Here is a 16711-nt window from a genome sequence, read left to right as displayed (position 1 = left end):
TTTGCTGCGTCAGGTGTCGAAGGCAGCATAACCCTAATTTAATGGGTAGGCCTTCTCCAGCAGGGAAAACACCGAACGAGGCGTCGATTCTAGCCAAATACACACGAAGTCGACGTCAAATTGCTACCAGATCATCGGCATGCACCGCGGGTCGGCGCAGCTCGACGGGCAGTTCGGGCGTGGACCGGCCGATGATGCCCGCGAGCTCGGAATCTTCGTAGGCCACGACGCCCCGCGCCACCGCGGTGCCGTCGGGACCGTGCAGCTCGACGACGTCGCCGCCGTGGAAGCGCCCGGCGACCGCGGTGATCCCGGCGGGCAGCAACGATTTTCTTTGCCCGACGACGGCCCGCACCGCACCGGCGTCCAGCGTCAGGGTCCCCGTCGTCTCGGCGGCGTAGCGCACCCAGAACCGCCGCGCCGACATGCGCTCGGGACGCGCCGCAAAGACCGTACCCACCGACGCGTCGGTCAGCGCGGCGGCAGCGTCGCTGGCGGCCGCCAGCAGGACCGGCACACCGGCATCGGCGGCCAGCAGCGCAGACGACAGCTTGGAGGCCATACCGCCCGTGCCCAGGTGACTGCCCCCGGTCGCCGATACGCCGTCGAGGTCACCCGACGCGGCGACCTCGGGAATGAAGCGCGCGTTGCCCTTGCGGGGGTCGGAGTCATACAGACCGTCGATGTCGCTCAGCAGGATCAGCGCGTCGGCCCCCACCAGCTGCGCCACCAGTGCCGACAGCCGGTCGTTGTCGCCGAACCGGATTTCGTTGGTGGCCACGGTGTCGTTCTCGTTGACGATCGCCACCGCGTGCAACGCCCGGAGCCGGTCCAGCGTGCGCTGCGCGTTGTTGTGCTGCGCGCGCTGGGCGATGTCGTGGGCGGTGAGCAGTACCTGCCCGACGGTCCGGTCATACCGGCCGAACGCCGCGCTCCACGAGTTGACCAGGGCCACCTGCCCCACGCTGGCCGCGGCCTGCTTGGTGGCCAGGTCCGTCGGGCGCCGGCTCAGGCCGAGCGGCTCGATCCCCGCGGCGATGGCGCCAGACGACACGATCACGACGTCCGATCCGGCCTTCATCCGCTTCTCGATGGCGTCGGCCAGCGTAGCCAGCCGGCCGGCGTCGAACATGCCGTTGGGCGAGGTCAGCGCCGTGGTGCCGATCTTGACGACGACGCTGCGTGCGGTGCGCACGGCCTCGCGATGCGCCGAGACCGTGCCGGAGCCCTGCGTCACAGGTCTTCCTCGGCATCCTCCGCTGACCGACGGCGCTCCTTACGGGCCGCCTTGCGTTCCGCGGCCCCGACGCGATCGGTCTGTTCCAGGCGAATGTCGGTGCCGCGACCGGACATCTGCATGTCGACACCCGCGGGCGTCTGCGGCTCCCAGTCGAACGTGACGTCGCCGATGGTCACCGCACAGCCCGCGCGGGCGCCCATCTTGAGCAGTTCGTCCTCGACGCCCAGGCGCGCCAGGCGGTCACCGAGATAGCCGACGGCCTCGTCGTTGTCGAAGGCCGTCTGGGCGATCCAGCGTTCCGGCCGGGTGCCGCGCACGATGAAGCCGCCCGAGCCGTCGGATTCGACGGTGAAGCCGGTCTCGTTGACCGCGACGGGCCGGATGATCGGCCGGCGCGGGGCCACGACCGGCTGCGCGGCACGGTATGCCGCGACCATGTCCCACAGGGCAAAGGTCAACGGGCGCAGGCCATCTCGGCTCACGGTCGAGATTTCGTAGACGGGCCAGCCGTACTTGGCCGCCACCTCGTCCTTCACGAAGTCGGCGAGTTCGCGGGCGTCGGGCACGTCGATCTTGTTGAGCAGCACCGCGCGGGGGCGCTCGGCCAGGTCACCCAGGGTCGAATCCCCTTGCAGCGTGGGCGTATACGCGGCCAGCTCGGCCTCGAGCGCCTCGATGTCGGAGATCGGGTCGCGGCCCGGCTCGAGGGTCGCGCAGTCGACCACATGCACCAGCACGGCGCAGCGCTCGATGTGCCGCAGGAAGTCCAGGCCCAGGCCACGGCCTTCCGAAGCACCGGGGATTAGGCCCGGGACGTCGGCGACGGTGAAGGTGTTGTCGCCCGCCGACACCACACCCAGGTTGGGCACGAGTGTGGTGAACGGGTAGTCCGCGATCTTCGGCTTGGCGGCCGAGATGGCCGACACCAGAGAGGATTTCCCGGCCGACGGGAAACCGACCAGGCCCACATCGGCGACCGTCTTGAGTTCGAGGGTGAGATCCCGGATCTCGCCCTTCTCCCCCAGCAGCGCGAAACCGGGCGCCTTGCGGGCCCGCGAGGCCAGCGCGGCGTTGCCCAGCCCACCGCGGCCACCCGCGGCGGCCTCGAAGCGGGTACCGGCGCCCACCAGGTCGGCCAGCATGCGGCCCTGCTCATCGAGCACGACGGTGCCGTCGGGCACGTGGACCTCGAGATCGGCGCCCGCGGCGCCGTCGCGGTTGCTGCCGGCGCCGGGCTTACCGGACGGCGCATCGACGTGCGGGCGGAAGTGGAAGTCCAGCAAGGTGTGCACCTGCGGGTCGACGACCAGGACGATGCTGCCGCCCTTGCCGCCGTTGCCCCCGTCCGGCCCACCGAGCGGCTTGAACTTCTCCCGGTGTACCGATGCACAGCCATTGCCGCCGTTACCGGCGCGTGCGTGGATCACCACACGGTCAACGAACCGGGGTGCCATCTGACGTCCTCTCCCTCAAGAAAAAGAAAAGCTGCCACGAGGCGAAACCTCGTGGCAGCTTCACACCTCGTGGGAAAAGGTTAAGCCTCGACCGGGACGATGTTGACCGTCTTGCGACCACGCTTGGAGCCGAAGAGCACCGAGCCGGCGGCCGTGGCGAACAGGGTGTCGTCGCCACCGCGACCGACGTTCACGCCCGGGTGGAAGTGAGTGCCGCGCTGACGGACGAGGATCTCGCCGGCCTTGACGACCTGGCCGCCGAAACGCTTGACGCCCAGTCGCTGGGCGGCTGAATCGCGACCGTTACGAGAGCTGGACGCGCCCTTTTTATGTGCCATGTCTGTTCGCTCCCTTACTTACTTGATGCCGGTGACCTTGACGACCGTCAGCTGCTGACGGTGGCCCTGGCGCTTGTGGTAGCCGGTCTTGTTCTTGAACTTGTGGATACGGATCTTCGGGCCCTTGGTGTGCTCGAGCACCTCACCGGTGACAGCGACCTTGGCCAGCGCGTCGGCACTGGTGGTGACCTTCGCACCCTCGACCACGAGAGCGACGGGCAGCGACACCGAGGCGCCCTGCTCAGCGTCGAGCTTCTCGATCTTGACCACGTCACCGACGGCAACCTTGTACTGCTTGCCACCAGTCTTGACGATTGCGTACGTGGCGTTATCGGCTGCCATCGTTGGTGTTCCTCTGTTCTTCGTTTCGTCTACTGCGGGGCGCGCGCCACCCGAAGGCTGCGAGCGCGGGTCTTAGGTTGGAGCGGCGCGGGCGTCCGCAGCTCTCCATGTCGCCGGTGTCGGCCAGGCGACAACTGGTCAAGGGTACGTGACCAGTTAATCGAGGGTCAAACCGCGTGGACCCTCACGGCATCAGCCATCGACACCTCCGACCGGCGGACCGGCGGGACGGGCCGCAGCGCGGCGCCGCTGCCGGACGACGGGAACCTGGGCGACGACCGGTTCAGCGGGCTGATCAGCCTCGTCCTCGTCGTCGTCGTCGTCCTCGTCGTCTTCGTCGTCGTCCTCATCCGAGTCGTCCTCGTCCGAGTCGTCGTCTTCGTCGGTGTCGTCGTCGAGGTCCAGCTCATCGCTGTCGTCGTCGCCGTCCTCGAAGTCCTCGTCGAGCTCGACTTCGAGCTCATCGTCTTCCGAGTCCTCGTCCTCTTCGACGTCCTCATCGGTGTCCAGCTCGGTCAGCACCTCGGTGGACTCGATGGCATCGCCGTCGGCCGCTTCGTCGGCCAGGCCCTCGGTGTCCTCGGTGGCGTCCTCGTCGTCGAGCTCGTCCTCGTGCTTGCCGTTCGCGGCCGCCATGGCCTTGAACATCGGGTGCTCGCCCTGCGGATGCGACGGCACCTTGGCCACCGGCGTCTCCTCGACGCGCGGCGCGGCCTTCTTGGCGCGCTTGCTGCGCCGGCCGCCACCACCGGCGCCGCCGGCGGCCTCGGCCTTCCGGCCGTTCGCCGACGCGGTGTCCACCGGATCGCCGTGCAGCATGATGCCGCGGCCCGCGCAGTGCGGACACGTCGTGGAGAACGCCTCGATCAGGCCGGTGCCGAGCCGCTTGCGGGTCAGCTGCACCAGTCCGAGGGAGGTGACCTCGGACACCTGGTGGCGGGTCCGGTCCCGGGCCAGCGCCTCGGTCAGGCGGCGCAGCACCAGGTCGCGGTTGGATTCGAGCACCATGTCGATGAAGTCGATGACGATGATGCCGCCGATGTCCCGCAGCCGCAGCTGACGGACGATCTCCTCGGCCGCTTCGAGGTTGTTGCGGGTGACCGTCTGCTCCAGGTTGCCGCCCGAACCGGTGAACTTGCCGGTGTTGACGTCGACGACGGTCATGGCTTCGGTGCGGTCGATCACCAGGGTGCCACCCGAGGGCAGCCAGACCTTGCGGTCCATCGCCTTGGCCAGCTGCTCGTCGATGCGGTACACGGAGAACACGTCCGGACCCGTGGGCCCGCCGGCGGGCTCGTACTGCGAGATGCGCGAAAGCAGTTCGGGCGCAACCGAGTTCACGTAGCCGTTGATGGTGTTCCAGGCCTCGTCACCCGACACCACGAGCTTGGAGAAGTCCTCGTTGAACAGGTCGCGGATGACCTTGACCAGGACGTCGGGCTCCTCGTACAGCGCCACGGCGGCGCCGGCGGCCTTGGCCTTGGTCTCCGCAGCCGTCGTCTCGATCTCGGTCCAGCGTTCCTGCAACCGGTTGACGTCCGCGCGGATGTCCTCTTCCTTCACGCCCTCGGACGCGGTGCGGATGATCACACCGGCGTCGGCGGGCACGACCTCCTTGAGGATTTCCTTCAGGCGCTGGCGCTCGGTGTCCGGCAGCTTGCGGCTGATGCCGGTCGACGACGCCCCCGGCACGTACACCAGGTAGCGCCCGGCCAGCGAAATCTGCGTGGTGAGGCGCGCGCCCTTGTGCCCGACCGGGTCCTTGCTGACCTGGACGACGACGTAGTCGCCGGGCTTGAGCGCCTGCTCGATCTTGCGGTTGTTGCCGCCGAGGCCGGCAGCCTCCCAGTTGACCTCGCCGGCGTAGAGCACACCGTTGCGGCCCCGGCCGATGTCGACGAACGCCGCCTCCATCGAGGGCAGCACGTTCTGCACGATGCCGAGGTAGATGTTGCCGACCAGGCTGGCCGACGCGGCGGACGTCACGAAGTGCTCGACCACCACGCCGTCTTCCAGCACGGCGATCTGGGTGTAGCGGGCACCTTCGTGCGGCGGCTCGGTGCGGATCTTGTCGCGCACCACCATCACGCGCTCGACGGCTTCGCGGCGGGCCAGGAACTCGGCCTCGCTCAGGATCGGCGGCCGGCGCCGGCCCGCGTCCCGGCCGTCACGACGGCGCTGACGCTTTGCCTCGAGCCGGGTCGACCCCGTGATGCCCTGGATTTCGTTGTTGTCCGACTTCGCCCGCGGCGCGCGCTCGTGGACGACGGTGTTGGGCGGATCGTCCGGCGAACCGGCCTCGCCATCGGCGTCGTCACCACCGGCAGCGCCGGACTTGCGGCGGCGACGGCGACGGCGACGACGGCTGGCACCGTCGGTCGCGTTGGCGTCGTCGTCACCGGCGTCATCGTCGGCCTCGCTGTCGGCGTCCTCGTCACCCTCGGCCGACGCGTCCTGCGTCTCGCCTTCGGCGTCACCGTCGGTCGCGTCGTCGCTGCTCTGTTCTCCCCGGCCGCGGCCACGACCACGGCGGCCACGACGGCGGCGCCGGTTGGCGGGCCGCTCGCCGTCTTCGTCGGTGCCGTCCTCGCCACCCTCGTCGGCGGCGTCGGCCGCATCGTCGGCGGTGTCGTCGTCGGCGAAGTCGTCGGGCTCGGCGGGCGGCCGGAATGTCACGGGCTGCGGCGCCACGAACAGCGGCAGGTAGTCGGCGGGCTCGGCAGCGGGCGCCGGGACCGTCTCGAGCAGCAGGCGGGACTCGGGCTCGTCTTCGTCGGGCTCCGCGGCACCGGCATCGGCCGCCTCGCGGGCGATCTCGACGGCGGCTTCGGCGACGTCGACGGCTTCGACGGCGACCTCGGCGGTCACTTCGGTGCTTTCGCTGACGACCTCGACCAGCACTTCGGCCGCCGGCTCGACGGTCGCGGCCGGTGCGGGGTCCTGCGTCGCCTCGCCACCGAGTCCCAGCAGGTCACGGACCCGCTCGGCCTCGGCGCGCGTCACCGTGGACGCCGGGTTGCGGGGCCTACCGTCGACCCCGGCGAGGGTCTCGGTGATCTTCTTGCTGGTCGTCCCGAGGATCCGGGCGAGCGAGAAAATCCGCAGGCGCTCGGGGAGCTCTATCGGCTCCGCTGCGCTGCTGGCGTCTTCGGATCGGGCTTCAAGTTGGGCATCGTCGGCCACGTATTCTCCTCAAGCCCCCGGGCGCGTCGTGCGACGCGGCCACGCGAGGGCTTCTTGTATTGGCTCGGGGAACTTCTCCCGAGATTGTTGTGGTCTCGCACCTAGCGGCCCACGGGGAGCCCTCGGTGCCTGGCTGAATGATGGCTGGACGGTCGGCGCCGCACCCGGATTACTCCGGGTGGTCGCGTCGTCTAAGTCTTCATCCGGGCGTCCGCTCCTGGTATGAAGCAGGTCACCCGTAGGCCAGTATCCCACATCGTCGGCCAATCTCCGACGAGGTGCCGCCGGTAGCTCAGCTACCGGCGGACCACAGTGTCAGTTAGCGGGAAACCACAGGGCGATTTCACGGGCCGCGGACTCCGGGGAATCCGAGCCGTGCACCAGGTTGTCCTGGGTGATCAGGGCCAGGTCACCACGGATGGTGCCGGTCGCGGCCTTCTCCACCGGGTCGGTGCCGCCGGCGATCTGCCGGAAGGCGGCGACGGCCCGCGGGCCCTCGACGATGGCGGCCACCACCGGGCCGGAGGTGATGAATTCCAGCAGGTCACCGAAGAAAGGCTTGCCCTCGTGCTCGGCGTAGTGCTTGGTCGCCAGCTCCACGCTGACGGTCTTCAGCTCCAGTGCAGCGAAGGTCAGGCCCTTGCGCTCGATCCGGCTGATGATTTCGCCGATCAGGTTGCGCTTGACGCCGTCGGGCTTGATCAAAACAAGGGTCTGCTCAGTCACGGCGGACAGCGTACTAGTCAGTAACCGAATCGAGCGATTCGGGCGCAGCTCACTGCTGACCGGGCAGCAGGCCGCGATCCTGGCGGCGCTTGACCTCGGACCGCAGGTACGCGATCAGGACCCAGACGAGCAGGAAGATGATGCCGACGATGCCGATGGTGACGTCGATGAACGCGCCGAGGATCAGCACGAACTGCATCCCGATGTTGACCCAGAGCGCCCACGACCGGCCCTGCATGCCCGACAACAGGCCCAGCACGACCGCCATGCCGATGAGGTAGCCGCTGCTGAGCGGCGTCAGGCCACCGTGGAACACCGACACCACCGGCAGCGCCAGCAGCACCACGATGACTTCCAGGATCAGGGTGCCGGCCATCACGCCGCGGAAGCTCTTCCAGGGGTCGGGCTGGTTCGGGGCGGTCATGCCGGGTCCTTTCCGAACAGGGTGCGGGCCGCGCCGGCCGTCACGACCGAACCGGTGATCACCATGCCCGCGCCGGAGAACCCGTCGGACGAGCCGTAGTCGTTGCCCGACTGCTCCACCAGCGCCGTCGCCGCCTCGATCGCGTCGGGCAGGTTCGGTGCGGTGACGACGCGTTCGGGGCCGAAGGTCTCCTCGGCCAGGGACGCCAGCGTCTCGGTGTCCATGGCGCGCGGCGACCCGTTGTGCGTCACCACCACCAGGTCGAACGCCGGCTCGAGCGCGGCCAGGATGCCGGTGACGTCCTTGTCGGCCATCACCGAGATGACGCCGACCAGGAACCGGAACTCGAACTCGGTCTGCAGCGCGTCGGCGAGCGCCGCGGCGCCGGCCGGGTTGTGCGCGGCGTCGATGAACACCGTTGGGGCGCTGCGCATCCGCTCCAGGCGACCGGGGGTGGTCACCGACGCGAAGCCCTGACGGACGGTGTCGACGTCGAGCTGACGGTCGGCACCGGCGCCGAAGAACGCCTCGACAGCGGCCAGCGCCAGGACGGCGTTGTGCGCCTGATGCTCGCCGTGCAGCGGCAGGAAGATGTCGGTGTAGACACCGCCGAGGCCCTGCAGTTCCAGCAGCTGCCCACCGACGGCGACCTGCCGGGCGCGCACGGCGAACTCGGAGTCCTCACGGGCCACGGCGGCGTCGGCCGTAACCGCCTGCGCCATCAGCACTTCCATGGCCTCGGGGACCTGGCGGGCGATCACCGCGACAGTGCTGGGATCGGTGCCGGCGGGCACCAGGTCGGGCTGCTGGCGGGCGATGATGCCGGCCTTCTCCCCCGCGATCGCGGCGATGGTGTCGCCGAGATAATCGGTGTGGTCCAGGCCGATCGGCGTGATGACGGCGACCGGCGCGTCGACGACGTTGGTGGCATCCCACCGTCCGCCCAGGCCGGTTTCGATGACCGCGACGTCCACGGGTGCGTCGGCGAACGCGGCGAACGCCATGGCGGTGAGCACCTCGAACTTGCTCATCTTGGGGCCGGGCTCACCCAGCTCACCCGCTTCCGACTGCCGGTCGACGATCTCGACGAACGGCTCGATCTCGGTGTACGTGGCGACGTATTGCGCTGGGCTGATGGGCTTTTCGTCGATCGCGATGCGTTCGGTGGCGGCCTGCAGGTGCGGGCTCGTCGTCCGGCCGGTGCGCCGCGAGAACGCCGTCAGCAGCGCGTCGATCATCCGGGTGACCGAGGTCTTGCCGTTGGTGCCGGCCACATGGATGCTCGGGTAGCCGCGCTGCGGCGAACCGAGCATCTCCAGCAGTGCCTCGATCCGGACGGTGCTCGGCTCGATCTTGGTCTCCGGCCACCGCTGGTCGAGCAGGTACTCGACCTGCAGCAGTTCGGCGATCTCGTCGGGTGTGGGGGTGCTCATGCGGACGGCAGGCCGGCCAGCCGGGTGTTGATCCGGTCGACCTCTTCCTGGGCGAGCTGCTGGCGGGCCCGGATCTTGGCGACCACATCCTCCGGCGCCTTCGCGAGGAACGCCTCGTTACCCAATTTGCCTGCGGTCTGGGCGAGTTCCTTCTGCGCGGCGGCCAGGTCCTTCTCCAGCCGGCGCCGCTCGGCGGCGACGTCGACGGTGCCCGAGGTGTCCACCTCGACGACGACGGTGCCCTTGGACAGCCGGACCTCCACCGCCGCCGAGGGATTGAAGCCGTCGGCCGGCTCGGTCAGCCAGGCCAGGGAGGTCACCGCGGCCACCTGGGCATCCAGGTCGGCCTCGCTGATGCCCACCAGGCGGGCGGGCACCTTCTGCCGGTCGTTGAGGCCCTGGTCACTACGGAACCGGCGAACCTCGGTGATGAGCTTCTGCATGTCGGTGATCCGCTGCGCGGAATCCTGATCGAGCGCGACACCGGAGGCCTGCGGCCATTCCGCGATGACCAGCGACTCGCCACCGGTCAGCGACTTCCACAGCGCCTCGGTGACGAACGGCATCACCGGGTGCAGCAGCTTGAGCAGCACGTCGAGCACCGCGGCCAGGACCGCCTTGGTGTGCTCGGCGCGCGAACCACCTTCGAACAGTTGGGCTTTCGCGAGCTCGAGGTACCAGTCACAGAACTCGTCCCACGCGAAGTGGTACAGCGCCTCGCAGGCCCGGCTGAATTCGTAGCGCTCGAGCGTGTTGTCCACCTCGGCCCGGACCTCTTCGAGACGGCCCAGAATCCAGCGGTCGGCGTCGGTGAGCTCAGCGGCTTCCGGCAGCGGAGCCGGCGCCGCACCGTTCATCATCGCGAAACGCGTTGCGTTGAACAGCTTGGTCGCGAAGTTGCGGGACGCGCGGGCGTGGTCCTCACCGATCGACAGGTCGCCACCGGGGCTGGCACCGCGGGCCAGGGTGAAGCGCAGCGCATCGGCGCCGAACGTCTCGACCCAGTCCAGCGGGTCGATGCCATTGCCCTTGGACTTGCTCATCTTCTGCCCGAACTGATCGCGGATCAGCCCGTGCAGGAAGACGTTCTCGAACGGCACCTTCGCGCCGCCCAGCACCGGATCGTCGGCGACGAAGGTGCCGAACATCATCATGCGGGCCACCCAGAAGAACAGGATGTCGTAGCCCGTGACCAGAACCGTTGTCGGATAGAACTTCTCGAGCTCCGGCGTCTTGTCGGGCCAGCCCATGGTCGAGAACGGCCAGAGCGCCGAGGAGAACCACGTGTCGAGCACGTCGGGGTCCTGCTCCCAGCCGGCCGGCGGCTCCTCGTCGGGGCCGACGCACACGGTCTCGCCGTCCGGGCCGTGCCAGATCGGGATGCGGTGTCCCCACCAGAGCTGACGGGAGATGCACCAGTCGTGCATGTCGTCGACCCAGGCGAACCAGCGGGGCTCCAGGCTGGTCGGGTGAATCACGGTGTCGCCGTTCCGGACTGCGTCACCGGCGGCCTTGGCCAGCGATTCGACCTTGACCCACCACTGCATCGACAGCCGCGGCTCGATGGCCTCGCCGCTGCGCTCCGAGTGCCCGACGCTGTGCAGGTACGGCCGCTTCTCGGCAACGATCCGCCCCTCGGCGGCCAGCTTCTCGCGCACCTTGACGCGGGCCTCGAACCGATCCATGCCGTCGAATTCGGTTCCGGTACCGGCGATGGCGCCCTTGGTGTCCATGATGGTCGGCATCGCCAGGTTGTGCCGCAGTCCGATCTCGAAGTCGTTCGGATCGTGGGCCGGCGTGACTTTGACTGCGCCCGTACCGAATTCGGGGTCGACGTGCTCGTCGGCCACGATGATGATGTCGCGGTCCAGGAAGGGGTGCGGCAGGGTCTTGCCGACCAGTGCGCGGTAGCGCTCGTCGTCGGGATGCACCGCGATGGCGGTGTCACCGAGCATCGTCTCCAGTCGCGTGGTGGCCACGACCAGGTGCGGCTCGGCGTCGTTCATCGAGCCGTAGCGGAACGAGACCAACTCGCCCTCGACGTCGTCGTACTTCACCTCGAGGTCGGAGATCGCGGTCTCCAGCACCGGCGACCAGTTCACCAGCCGCTCGGCGCGGTAGATCAGGCCGGCGTCGAACAGCCGCTTGAAAATGGTGCGGACGGCGCGCGACAGGCCCTCGTCCATGGTGAAGCGGTCCCGGCTCCAGTCGACGCCGTCGCCCAGGCGGCGCATCTGGCCGCCGATGGTGCCGCCGGACTCGCGCTTCCACTCCCAGACCTTCTCGACGAAGCCCTCGCGGCCGAAGTCCTCTTTGGTCTTGCCGTCGGCGGCGAGCTGCTTCTCGACCAGGGTCTGCGTGGCGATACCGGCGTGGTCCATGCCGGGCAGCCACAGCACCTCGTAACCCTGCATGCGCTTCCGCCGGGTGAGCGCGTCCATCAGGGTGTGGTCGAGCGCGTGGCCCATGTGCAGGCTGCCGGTGACATTCGGCGGCGGCAGCACGATGGAGTACGGCGGCTTGTCGCTGGTCGGGTCGGCGGTGAAGTACCCGGCGTCGACCCAGCCCTGGTACATGTCAGCTTCTACCGCGCTCGGATCCCACGTTTTGGGCAGGGCATCGGCCGCGTTCACGGTCGTGGGATCAGGCGTATCGCTGGCAGTCACCGGCCAATTCTAGGTAAACCCGGTGACCGGACGTAAAACTGCCCCTCGGGGCCTACTTCTTGTTGCCGAACAGCCCGCCCAGGACGCTGCCGAGCACGCCGCCGGCGCCCTGGTTGCCGCCACCGCCGAGGACGCTGCCCAGGATGCTGCCGAGCGGGTTGTCACCGGAGCTCGTATTGCCGCCGGCGTTGTTACCGCCCAGCGCGCCGCCGAGGATGTTGCCCAGCACGTCGCCGAGACCACCGCCACCGGACGCCGCGGGCGTGGACGCTGCGCCGCCGCCGGTGAGCTGCTTGCCGATGTAGGCCAGCACGATGGGCGCCAGGATCGGCAGCAGCTTCTGGATCAGCTCACTGTTACCCGCGCCACCGCCGGCCAGCGCCGACGCCACCTGGCCGCTGTCGTTGCCGCCGAAGATCTTCGCGACGGCGTCGGCGCCCTGGTCCTGGTTGACCTGGTCGACCGTCACGCCACCGTCGAGCAGCCCGCTCGCCGCGTGATCGGCGGCTTCGCTTTCGAGGCCGGCCGCGGTGTCGGGGTGGTCCTGCGCGGTCTGCTGTACACCGCCGAGCAGCAACGGCACCAGCTGTTGTACGGCGCTGTTCACCTCCCCTTCATCAGCGCCGAGCTTGGCCGCAATCTCTTGTGTCGGAATCTGATTGAGCAGTTCGTCAAGACCAGCCATGGCATGTTCCCCTCGTCACCGATGTGTGTGAAGCGCCTCGCCGCCGACACTAGCCGGGTCGGCGGCGAGGCACAGCACTTCGGCGCTTGCTGCGCGAATCAGCGCCCCAGCGCCTCGGTTTCGAACGTGACGCCGGCGGCCGGCAGCCGCGTCATCAACACATCGCCCATCGCCGCGGCCGGCGTCAGCACGCCCTTCAGATCCGACAGCCGGTCGCGGTCGAGGGCCAGCGCCAGCCCGCTCTCGCCCAGCAGCACCGCGGTCGCCTTGTAGCCCGGGTCACCCTGCTGCGCCATGACCGAGCGGTACCGGGCGCCGCTGGTGGTGCGGGTGTAGGTCTCGACGCGGTAGTAGCCCTTGTCCCGCGCCTGCTCGCTGGGGCCGGTCCCGGGCTTCGGCACGACACGGTCGATCAGGCCGCGGGGCAGCTTGTTGAAGAAGCGGCTGCCGAGGTTCATGACGGCCGCGTTGGCCGCGGTACCCAGCGCCGAGGCCACCGGCGCGATGGGCGACGACCCCAGGCTCATGTGCTCCGAGTACCGCAAGCGGCGCCCGTACTCCCAGCCCAGCAGTGCGTTGCTGCGCCGCACGATGCGGGTGTTGGCCACCGCCATGACGAAGGCACCGGTCCACGTGCCGGCGAGTTCGGGGGCGATGTCGCGGCCCCGGCGCCACGGGGTGTCGGTCTGGTGGCCGAGGTCGGGCTCCGCACCGCGATCGGTCGTCAGCGTGTACGGGTCCATCATGGTCCGGCGCAGTTCCTCGTCACCGGACGTCCGCGTGAACAGCTCGAGCATCGAGGCGACGGTGCCGCCGGATACCCCGCCGGAGAATCCGCGGAGCACGTAGTCGGTGTCGGTGAGCTCGCCGGCGCCGTCCGCCGCGGCGGCCTTGTACAGCGCGTAGACGGTGAGATCCGAAGGGATGGAATCGAATCCGCACGAGTGCACGATGCGCGCACCGGTGTCGGCGGCCTGCTTGTGGAACAGGTCGATGCTCTCGCGGATGAAGAGGCTCTCGCCGGTCAGGTCGGCGTAGTCGGTGCCGGCGGCGGCACACGCTGCCACGAGCGGCAGGCCGTATTTGAGGTACGGCCCGACCGTGGTGGCGACCACCTGGGTCCGCTCGGCCATGGCATCCAGGGTGTGCTGCGACGCGGCATCGGCCTGGATCAGGCCCCAGTTCTGCCCGGCCGCGCCGAGCGAGTCGCGGACCGCGGCCAGTTTGTCCATCGACCGGCCCGCCAGCGCTATCCGCGCCTGCCCTCCGTTCTCGGCCAGGTATTGGGCGGTCAACTTCCCGACGAAGCCGGTGGCGCCATAGAGGACGATGTCGAATTCGCGCTGCGGTGCGGTCATGCTGCCAACCTAACCGAGGGTCTCCGGCAGGTCGACGTGTTCTTTGCGCACGTGCTCGGACAGGAATGCCGTCACCACCTGGTACCAGATCTTGGCGTGCTGCGGCGCGGCGATCCAATGACCTTCGGACGGGTAATAGAGGTAGCGGTGCACAGTTTCACCGGTGTCGTCGGCCGGTAGCCCCGACCGGGTCACCAGGTCGTTCCACAACCGCAGTCCTTCGCCGATCGGGACGCGATAGTCCTTGTCGCCGTGGATCACCAGCATCGGCGTCCTGATGTTCTCGACATGGCGGTGCGGCGAATTGCGTTCGGCCATCTCGGGTGTCATCTCACGGGCCCACCAGTAGGCGCCGTCGGTCGTCGGCCCGAACTGATCGAGCGCCCACAGGCTGGCGTGCGTGACGATGGCGGCGAACCGGTCGGTGTGCCCGGCGATCCAGTTGGCCATGTAGCCACCGAACGAGCCGCCCATGGCGGCGATCCGGCCGGCGTCGATGCGCGGGTGCGCGCATGCCGCGTCGACGGCCGCCATCAGGTCGGTATACGGCGCGAAACCCCAAGCGCCCCAGCCACGTTGGATGAAGTCCTGACCGTAGCCGGTGGACAGCGCCGGGTCCGGCATCAGCACCGCGTAGCCGAGCGCGGTGAGCAGCCAGGGATTCCACCGCCAGTGCCAGGTGTTCCAGCTGCCCAGCGGCCCGCCGTGCACCCACAACAGCAGTGGCGCGGGCGCGTCGCCGGCCGGCAGTGTCAGCCAGGAACGAACGGGCGTGCCGTCGTCCGCGGTCGCCGTCAGCTCGACCAATTCGCCTGGCAGTTCGGGAAATTCGACGCCCGGCAGCACGGTGACGGATCCGTCGGCGTCTACGCGGACCGGATGCGGCGGCGTCAGGTAGCTGCTGCGCAGGGCATACAGCGCACCGCCGGCGACGGGCCGCACCTCGCCGTACGCGAAGTCGTCGTGCGTCAGCTGGGTAACGACGCCTCTCGACGGGTCGACGGCGAAGATCGGCGCCCGGCCGTTGTCGTCCGCGGTGACCAGCAGGTTCGACCCGTCGTGCGACCAGGTCACCGATGCCGGCCAGCGGTCCCAGTGCGCGGTGAGCTCCACCGGCTCGGCACCGAAGACCTGGCGGCACAGCGTGATCCGCGGCGCCTGCGCGGGTGTCGAGAGCGTCTCCCGCAGGTACGCGACGGTGGTGCCGTCGGGCGAGATCGCCGGGTGCCCCAGGTCGGCAGCCGGGTCGTCGGCGATCACGGTGCGCTCCCCCGTCGCGATGTCGATGCGGACCAGCACGCTGCGCAGCGCGGCCCCCGCAGCGGGGACCTGCCACGACGCGACGGCGAAGCTGCCGTCCGCACTGACCGCCACGGTGGCCTCGTTCAATGCCATCCCCGGCTGCAGCGTGATGTCATGGGCCGCACCCGATTCGACGCGGAGCAGGTGCGCGTGATCGGGACCCAGGTCGTGGTCCCAGTGCCGCACCGGGTACCCGGTGTGCAGAATTGCCGACACCTTCTTGTCCTTGCGGAGGGTGCGCAGCCGCTTGTCGTCCTCGGGCGTGCCGGCCGACGGGAGCATCGGCGCCGTCACCACGACGACGTCGGCCGCGCGGGCGGCGTGCACGCCCGTGACGCCGCCCGCCAGCTCCAGAAGTCGTTGTGCCTCACCGCCGTTGGCGGGCAGTTGCCACAGCGCCGCCGGCGGGTCGTCGTCGGTGTCGGTGGGACGGGCCGCGACGAACAGCAGGTCACCGGCCGCGGTGAAGGCCGGCTGGGACTCCCCCTTGGCTCCGTACGTCAGCCGGCGCGCCTCGCGCTGACCGTCGGGGTCGAGTTCCCAAGCCGCGGTGACGAATTCGGTGCCCTTGGCGTTCAGCTCGCTGATCATCGTGACGACGCGACGGCCGTCGGGTGAGACCGCGAGCCCGGACACCCGGGGCAGTGAGAAGTACGTATCCAGGTCGTCGAACGGTGTCAGGGCCATGCTCCGTTGTTAGCACATGACGGGGCGCCGCCTCGCGCGATCATTGCCTGGGGTGGCGGTCGAGGAAGTCGTCGATGAGGGCATTGACGGTGTCGGGCGCCTCATAGGCGGCCAGGTGGCCGATCCGATCCAGGACCACCAACTCCGAGCCCGGAATCGCCTCGGCCATCCGGCGCACCTCGGCGACGGGGAAGCTCGCGTCCTCGCGACCGGCCACCACCAGTGTCGGGACGGCGATGTGGCCGAACAGCGCGTGCTGGTCGGGACGCCTGACCACGATGCTCTCCACCGCGAAGCTGGCGGACCGGGCATCGTTGCGCTTGATCATCGTCACCAGCCCGGCGACCAGATCCGGCCGCCGCCGCCGCGTCGTCTTCCCGAGGAAGCGCGGCACGACCGTCGACCGCACGAAGAGTGGGCGCGCGGCCAGCCGGGTCATCCGGGCCGCGAGCGCGAGCTGCAGACGGTCCCAGCGAGGCCCCTCGGACGCCGTGCCGTTGAGCAGGACCGCACACCCGACCCGGTCGGGGAACGTCGCCGACATCGTGCCGCCGATCATGGCGCCCCACGAATTGCCGACGAGGTGCGCCCACGGCAGCCCCAGCGCGTCCAGGACGTCGATGTACGCCCTGGCGCTGTCCGCGAAGGTGAAGGCGCTGCGCAGCGGTTCGCTGCGCCCCTGCCCCGGCGGGTCGACCGCGATCGTGGTGTATCGGGCGGAGAGGTGCGCCACCTGAGCGTCGTACAGCGTGTGATCGGTCAGCAGGCTCGGCATCAGGAGAATCGGGGCACCGGAGCCGCTGACGTGGACCTGCAGGGTGCCGAGGCCGGTCGCGATGTCATGCGTCGCCATGTCCCCATAGTTTCATCAAG

13 protein-coding genes are annotated in these 16711 nt (G+C 69.3%); all 13 read right to left on the bottom strand.

The genetic code is table 11. The features are described 5' to 3' along the window. Positions 1 to 115: 115 nt before the first annotated feature. Entirely contained in the window at positions 116 to 1237 is a 1122-nt protein-coding gene (gene proB / locus ACJH6J_RS18765; RefSeq protein ID WP_406784472.1) for a glutamate 5-kinase, read from the bottom strand. Next, positions 1234 to 2694: a GTPase ObgE gene (gene obgE / locus ACJH6J_RS18760; RefSeq protein WP_212812307.1), complete on the bottom strand. Its 1461-nt coding sequence runs from the start codon at positions 2692 to 2694 to the stop codon at positions 1234 to 1236. The genes proB and obgE overlap by 4 nt, the downstream gene beginning before the upstream one ends. Positions 2695 to 2774: 80 nt before the next feature. Then, positions 2775 to 3032 (bottom strand): 50S ribosomal protein L27, encoded by a 258-nt coding sequence (gene rpmA, locus ACJH6J_RS18755; protein ID WP_020102180.1) that lies wholly within the window; start codon positions 3030 to 3032, stop codon positions 2775 to 2777. Between the two features lie 18 nt (positions 3033 to 3050). Further along, positions 3051 to 3374 carry a 50S ribosomal protein L21 gene (gene rplU / locus ACJH6J_RS18750; protein WP_020102181.1) on the bottom strand — a complete coding sequence of 108 codons (324 nt, stop codon included), beginning with the start codon at positions 3372 to 3374 and terminating at the stop codon, positions 3051 to 3053. A 192-nt stretch (positions 3375 to 3566) separates the two neighbouring features. Beyond that, positions 3567 to 6557, bottom strand: coding sequence for an Rne/Rng family ribonuclease (locus ACJH6J_RS18745; protein ID WP_406804354.1), 2991 nt, complete (start codon positions 6555 to 6557; stop codon positions 3567 to 3569). Positions 6558 to 6872: 315 nt separating this feature from the next. After that, positions 6873 to 7283: a nucleoside-diphosphate kinase gene (ndk, locus tag ACJH6J_RS18740; RefSeq protein ID WP_406775710.1), complete on the bottom strand. Its 411-nt coding sequence runs from the start codon at positions 7281 to 7283 to the stop codon at positions 6873 to 6875. Between the two features lie 49 nt (positions 7284 to 7332). Beyond that, positions 7333 to 7707: a DUF4233 domain-containing protein gene (locus ACJH6J_RS18735; RefSeq protein ID WP_212812310.1), complete on the bottom strand. Its 375-nt coding sequence runs from the start codon at positions 7705 to 7707 to the stop codon at positions 7333 to 7335. Next, positions 7704 to 9140 (bottom strand): bifunctional folylpolyglutamate synthase/dihydrofolate synthase, encoded by a 1437-nt coding sequence (locus ACJH6J_RS18730; RefSeq protein ID WP_406775709.1) that lies wholly within the window; start codon positions 9138 to 9140, stop codon positions 7704 to 7706. Before ACJH6J_RS18730 ends, ACJH6J_RS18735 begins: the two co-directional genes overlap by 4 nt. Beyond that, positions 9137 to 11806 carry a valine--tRNA ligase gene (locus tag ACJH6J_RS18725; RefSeq protein WP_212812312.1) on the bottom strand — a complete coding sequence of 890 codons (2670 nt, stop codon included), beginning with the start codon at positions 11804 to 11806 and terminating at the stop codon, positions 9137 to 9139. The genes ACJH6J_RS18730 and ACJH6J_RS18725 overlap by 4 nt, the downstream gene beginning before the upstream one ends. Before the next feature lie 52 nt (positions 11807 to 11858). Beyond that, a complete protein-coding gene (locus ACJH6J_RS18720; RefSeq protein WP_212812313.1) occupies positions 11859 to 12491 on the bottom strand; it encodes a DUF937 domain-containing protein in 633 nt (210 codons plus the stop codon). A gap of 98 nt (positions 12492 to 12589) precedes the next feature. Next, a complete protein-coding gene (locus ACJH6J_RS18715) occupies positions 12590 to 13849 on the bottom strand; it encodes a trans-acting enoyl reductase family protein (RefSeq protein ID WP_346414375.1) in 1260 nt (419 codons plus the stop codon). A gap of 9 nt (positions 13850 to 13858) precedes the next feature. Further along, complete coding sequence (locus tag ACJH6J_RS18710; RefSeq protein WP_212812315.1) at positions 13859 to 15838, bottom strand: alpha/beta fold hydrolase; 1980 nt, start codon at positions 15836 to 15838, stop codon at positions 13859 to 13861. A gap of 40 nt (positions 15839 to 15878) precedes the next feature. After that, complete coding sequence (locus tag ACJH6J_RS18705; protein WP_212812316.1) at positions 15879 to 16691, bottom strand: alpha/beta fold hydrolase; 813 nt, start codon at positions 16689 to 16691, stop codon at positions 15879 to 15881. Between the last annotated feature and the right edge of the window lie 20 nt (positions 16692 to 16711).

The sequence above is a fragment of the Mycobacterium sp. SMC-18 genome (genome assembly GCF_045310895.1).
In the GTDB taxonomy this organism is placed as follows: Bacteria; Actinomycetota; Actinomycetes; order Mycobacteriales; family Mycobacteriaceae; genus Mycobacterium.
This window is presented reverse-complemented; position numbering and strand designations above follow the sequence as displayed.

Coding starts and splice junctions, on each gene's coding strand:
- obgE (WP_212812307.1), bottom strand. CDS start 2,694: ATGGCACCCCGGTTCGTTGACCGTGTGGTGATCCACGCACGCGCCGGT.
- ACJH6J_RS18720 (WP_212812313.1), bottom strand. CDS start 12,491: ATGGCTGGTCTTGACGAACTGCTCAATCAGATTCCGACACAAGAGATT.
- ACJH6J_RS18710 (WP_212812315.1), bottom strand. CDS start 15,838: ATGGCCCTGACACCGTTCGACGACCTGGATACGTACTTCTCACTGCCC.
- rplU (WP_020102181.1), bottom strand. CDS start 3,374: ATGGCAGCCGATAACGCCACGTACGCAATCGTCAAGACTGGTGGCAAG.
- ACJH6J_RS18730 (WP_406775709.1), bottom strand. CDS start 9,140: ATGAGCACCCCCACACCCGACGAGATCGCCGAACTGCTGCAGGTCGAG.
- rpmA (WP_020102180.1), bottom strand. CDS start 3,032: ATGGCACATAAAAAGGGCGCGTCCAGCTCTCGTAACGGTCGCGATTCA.
- ACJH6J_RS18705 (WP_212812316.1), bottom strand. CDS start 16,691: ATGGCGACGCATGACATCGCGACCGGCCTCGGCACCCTGCAGGTCCAC.
- ACJH6J_RS18735 (WP_212812310.1), bottom strand. CDS start 7,707: ATGACCGCCCCGAACCAGCCCGACCCCTGGAAGAGCTTCCGCGGCGTG.
- ACJH6J_RS18715 (WP_346414375.1), bottom strand. CDS start 13,849: ATGACCGCACCGCAGCGCGAATTCGACATCGTCCTCTATGGCGCCACC.